General features: G+C 57.7%; 1 pseudogene. It reads left to right on the forward strand.

From position 1 onward, the window contains the following. A pseudogene (locus tag ACF8FB_RS10620) lies at nt 1–281 on the forward strand (sugar-binding protein); the annotation flags it as partial.

Raw genomic sequence — 281 nt, forward strand, 5'->3', positions numbered from 1 at the left:
CTGGACAAGCTACGTGGCGAGATCAAGTACGAGTATGAAGCCAATGGCCAGTTGCGCAGCCGTGATACGGGCTCGCTGGTGGGCAGCGAAGAGTTTCGTTATGACCCGGCGGCCAACCGGTTGGACTTCAATGCGCGTCAGTTTGACAAGGTCAAGGACAACCGCATCAAACAGTGGCGGGATCAAGAGTACCGCTACGACCCGTGGGGCAACCTGATCGAGAAGCGCTCGGGGCACTGCAAGCTGCAGCACTTTATCTATGACTGCGAGAACCGGCTGGT

Source organism: Pseudomonas sp. yb_2 (genome assembly GCF_043103905.1).
Classification (GTDB): Bacteria; Pseudomonadota; Gammaproteobacteria; order Pseudomonadales; family Pseudomonadaceae; genus Aquipseudomonas; species Aquipseudomonas alloputida.